The organism is Nostoc sp. CHAB 5715, from assembly GCF_020829685.1.
In the GTDB taxonomy this organism is placed as follows: Bacteria; Cyanobacteriota; Cyanobacteriia; order Cyanobacteriales; family Nostocaceae; genus Nostoc.
The window spans coordinates 1-5,277 of the sequence record NZ_JAIVFR010000527.1 but is presented as its reverse complement, the minus strand read 5'-3'; the positions used below and the strand labels follow the sequence as shown (position 1 = coordinate 5,277).

The 5,277-nt window shown below is 42.0% G+C and carries 1 protein-coding gene and 1 pseudogene; both read left to right on the top strand.

The genetic code is table 11. The features are described from left to right. The first annotated feature begins 47 nt into the window (after positions 1-47). Complete coding sequence (locus LC574_RS25085) at positions 48-3,521, top strand: hypothetical protein (RefSeq protein WP_368736732.1); 3,474 nt, start codon at positions 48-50, stop codon at positions 3,519-3,521. Then, positions 3,404-4,960, top strand: a pseudogene (locus tag LC574_RS25080) (insulinase family protein); the annotation flags it as partial. The gene LC574_RS25085 and the pseudogene LC574_RS25080, both read left to right, overlap by 118 nt. Between the last annotated feature and the right edge of the window lie 317 nt (positions 4,961-5,277).

Here is a 5,277-nt window from a genome sequence, read left to right as displayed (position 1 = left end):
ACCCCTCAAACAAAAGGCCCGCCGAAGCGGGCCTTTCCAATTCTCTAGTGCCCGAGGCTCTTGACGATATCCTCGGTCACCTTCTTGGCATCCCCGAACAACATCATCGTATTGTCCCGGAAGAACAAGCAACCACACTAGAAGAACAAGCAGCAGAAGATCCAACAGTAGCAGAAGATTTAGAAACTTTGCGCGATGGCGCGGGAGCGCCCGCCGTAGGCGATCGCCTTGCTACTGACTCGTTTATTTATAAACTCATCAAAGCTGACCTGCAAGGAGAGAATCAACTTCTCGAAACTGAGAAAGTACAGCGCGAACTCGCCCGGTTCGTTCAAAACGAGTGGAAAGAAATCGCCATTGGCAAGACACTCACCTTTGAGCGAGCAATGATCATTCCCTCCAAAGACCTGCAAAATGAGGAAATCTGCATTCCACATTATCAAGATGGGGAAGAAGTTCTCAACTTTCGCTCCCCTTTCCTCAACTCAAATGGTCTATGCGTCTCAACCAACAAAGTTGTAGAAGATATCCTTGGGCCTGATGGTCAACCTCTCGTAGGTGCGATCGCTGTCTCGGACGAAACAAGCGATCGCATTTATAACCGTCTAAACGAGCAAATTAAATCTGTCCTACCCGAAGCCCAAAGTAAAAATCTCCAATTAGAAGGTATTGAAAATTACTTAGATAAAAATATCGACAAGCTCGAAACTAAAGACAAAATCGAGTTTACCAACAAATTTAATGAGTATATTTTAGAACTAAAGTCAGCTGGTTACGAACTAGAAATTCTTCCTCAAGAGTCCGAACAAGAGCGTCAGGCACGCGACTACGATGGTGATTGTATTGGCTTTGAGCGGGCAAGTAGGTATCCAAACCTCACTGCTGAGGCAAGGGAGCGCAATCTGCCTGAAAACGCTTACGATCCAACTGTTAAACTCAAAAAACAATCTTTTTACCAGGAAGATGGCAGTCAGCCGGAATTTGAGGAAATCGCCATCCACATGAGCGATGGCATTAGTGTCGGTGTTATCAACAATCACCTGACCTCAATTGAGGCATTAGAGTCAGAAATTACTATCCTGAAAAACTTTGGTAGTGAAAAAGACCAAATTGAGTACGTACAGCAGGTAACGAAACACTACGAAGATTTATTTAAAACAGAAGCCTGGGCAAAATCCAAGGGTATTGAAGGGAAGGAGGTTCCGACCAGGTATCGCGGTTACATGGAAGAGTTTATCAAAACTGTTCGGCAAGAACCCCTAAACCAGGTCAATGCACTGGTGGCAATGAATACTAACATCAAGATATACCGCGAAATGATTGCCGAGGCAGCATTTCAAAACCAAATTGCAGTTGACCTCTTCAAAAGTGCCAAAAAACCCGAAATGGAAATTATCCGCAACAACAGTCGGATTCTCCACCGGGAAGTTAACTATATTAAGGATAAGAAAAAAGATGTTTATATTGACAATACAATTCAACCCACAGGATACTCGCCTGTTGAATTACTAATTGCTCAAACCAACCAGTATTTTGAAAAAGCTCGTCTCGAATCACGTGAAATCGCCCAATTTCAAGCTTTATTTAAAGGTGTCGAGTTTTCTAACGAACAGCGATTAAGAGCTACTCTTGTCAAAAAAGAATTCGACAAATCCTTTAACCAAGCGAGTCAGCTATCTAGACAAAAAGAAACTGAAAAAGGGCCGTCTGTAAATATTACCTTTGCTAACGGCAATCAAGTAAGTGTAACTAACCTTTTACAGTATGACAACGAATTTATCTGGAAAGCGAATAAAATTACGATCAAGCTATCAGAAATATCTGAGGACAAGCGCAACAGTAACCGCCCGCATAAATATGTAGTTTATGCCCAAATTAACGATGACACTGAGAACAACAAACCCAAGTTTAGGGCATTAGGAACACTTGCTAAGGAGCAAGAAAACAAACCCGAAGAAATAGGAATTACACTTGGACAGGAAGTAACGTCTAACAAAATAGCCTTCCAAGCTGAACTAAGCGAAGGTCAAATTAAACTTCTTTACCAAAAAGCCTACCAGATAGCAGAAGAATTTTACAATTCAATTCCAGAAGGACAAAAGCTAGCAATGGCAGCTGCTACCTGGGCAGTATCAACTACTCGTGAAAGCACTAATGATAAAGGTAGCGATTACCAAAAGAAAGTTTCTAATTTCGCCTTTGCTGCCTTTCCTGAAGAGATTATCAGTCAGTTAGACACACTCAGATTTAACGAGTTTAGTATCACTGGCTTCGACGGGAGTAGTGAATTATTCCATGAAAATAAACCTCAAAATATTCGATTTAATCTAGCTGAAGATGGAAAAAGTGTCATTGAACTCCAGAATCAGGAAGGTAATTACGAAACATTTGGAAATATAGAACAAAGTAACGCCCGACTACCAATTGGTACTACTGCTATCGCTAGCGTTGAAAAAGGTGAAGTATATACCACCTCTGTTACAACCAAAGTACCCGGACTACCAGAACTTACATTTAAAGTAGGTGAAGTTAATAAGTTTGGAAATTCCCAAAGGTTTAATAATGAACCTGTAATGTTAACAATCGAAAAGGTTGACCTTATTCGTGAAGACTATAGCATTTATCTTCAAAATGGTAATAAACCTGAGAAACTAGGCAACATTGATAAGGAATCAATCAAAGAGGGTATTGCTGAAGGTTGGCTAGCAGAAAAACCCGGTAATGGGCAACAGTTACAGCTTAAAATTCAAACCATCATCACCGGACAAAATGCCTATGCAATAGCAGAGACATCTAAGGGAAATTTTTTACGAATTAATATTACTAATCCAAAGTACAAAAAACAGGAGATTAGCAACCAAGCATTTAAAGAAACTTTAGTTAGAGCATTTGATAAAAAGCACGTTTATATTGCTAAAATTGGTGATCAATCACTCGGTATTATTGGTCAACATACTGAACGCCTCGAAGCCGAGTTAAATAGAGAGAATGTACAAAGACAGTGGCAAAGGAAAGAAAGTAGCACTGTACAAAAACTAATTGATACGGGTATTATTCGCTTAAACCAACAACGAACTAGTATCCCTGTACAGATCACCAGTAATGAAAGTACCTGTAAAATAACTATTAATCCAGAAACAGTACAGTATCCCGACAAATGGGTTAAGCGCAGTCAGCTTATCAGTAATGAACAGCCTGTCAGAAACGAACAGCAAGAAAAACGCAACCAAATAGTCGGTAAAATTAATGAACGTCCGACAATCATATTCCAAGATAAAGAACAAAAATTAGTAGGGCTTTTAGGATTAGCAGTTGATGAAAATATAGCCGAAAAAAGCAAAAAGTATCTAGAAAAAGTAGGAGTATCATACGAACAGCTTCCCGGATCACAAGCTCGGTTAGAAGCCAATTGGGATATAACCAAACTGTGGCCGGCGATTATCGTTTTATTGAACAGTATCTGGCTGCGATCGCTAAAGTTACCCCTAACCAAGTGCAGCAAGCAGCTAAAACTTACCTGAATCCGGCTCAACAAACCATCGGTTTCTTTGAGCCAACTCAACCAGATGGTAAACCAGGAACTTCTAGCGCTGGTTCTAGTCGCACAGTGGAAAATTTCAGCCCTGGTAAGCCCGTAGATCCAGCAGAACTGGCTAAATATTTGCCACCTGCCACATCAGCTACAGATTCGGGCAAACAATCATTACCAGAAGAGTTTACCTTAAATAATGGTTTGCGGGTTTTGCTCTTGCGCGATCGCAACCTCCCCACCATTAACCTGAGTGGACAAATTGACGCTGGTAGTGAATTTGACGGCAACCAAAAAGCCGGATTAGCGAATTTGACTGCGGCCAACTTAATGAATGGGACGCAGACTAAAAATGCTCTTACCCTAGCAAAAACCTTAGAAGACCGGGGAGCGGATTTGAACTTCGGTGCCAGCCGCGAGGGAGTTAGCGTTAGCGGTGAGGGACTTTCAGCGAACCTGCCGATATTGATTCAAACTCTGGCAGATGTGTTAGAAAACGCCACTTTCCCAGCCGACCAGTTAGAACTGAGTCGCCAACGCGCACTGACAAGTCTCAAAGTCCAGCTAGATGACCCCAGAGGTTTAGGAAGACAAGTATTTCAGCAAGCAATTTACCCTGAAAATCATCCATTCCACAGCTTTCCCACAGCCGAGAGTTTAAAGAGTATTACTCGTGATGATTTGCTTGGCTTCTACCAGACACACTACCGACCAGATAGCACAACGATCGCCTTAGTGGGAGACTTTGAGCCAGTTGAGGTAAAAGCTTTGCTGAATCAGGCATTTGGCAAATGGTCAGCCACAGGTAAGCCACCTGTTCTGAAAATACCATCCGTGCCATTGCCGCAAACTTTGACACGTTTAAACAAAGTGATACCTGGTAAGTCCGAAGCTGTTACCTACATCGGCTACAACGGTATCTCTCGGAAAGACCCACGTTATTATGCAGCACTGGTACTGAATCAAATTTTGGGTGGTGATACCTTAGCGAGCCGCTTGGGTACGGAAGTGCGCGATCGCCAGGGCCTAACCTACGGTATTTATAGTGGTTTTGCCGCCGGAATCAATCCCGGCCCGTTCTTGATTCAGATGCAGACTGCTCCTCTTGATACCCAAAAAGCGATCGCCAGTACTCTCGCTTTACTCAAACAGTTGCGCGAACAAGGAGTGACTGAGGCTGAATTCAACACGGCAAAACGTTCAATTACTAATAGCTATCCTGTGGATTTAGCTAATCCCAGTGACGTATCAAGCATCATTTTGAATAATGCTGTTTTGGGACTTTCACCCTCAGAAATCCGAGAGTTTCCCCAGAAAATTCAAGCAGTCACGATGGCTCAGATGCAACAGGCAATTGAAGATTTAATTAAGCCGGAAAATCTGATAATTGTCACTGCTGGGCCTGGAGAGACTGTACCCAAGGGCAGCTAATTACCTCAAGCCAAAACACAAAGGTGCTAAAATTTACTTTACGCCTTTGTGTTTTAGCTTAGGGCTATTTCGTTCTAGACATAAACCGCCCAGAACTAAAGTTCTAGGCTAATAGCTAAAGTCCGTTAAAACGGACTATAATTTTTTCTCAGTCGTCTTTAGACGAGTTTCGCTATTAGACTCAGAATTCATTCTGAGGCGGGCTAGATGAGAATAAAATAGCCCTGGTATTTACAAAAGACAAATAACTAACTCTCAACTTCAGTTATTAGCCATTAGTCTTTACAAATGACAAATGACTAATTCTCAACTTCCGG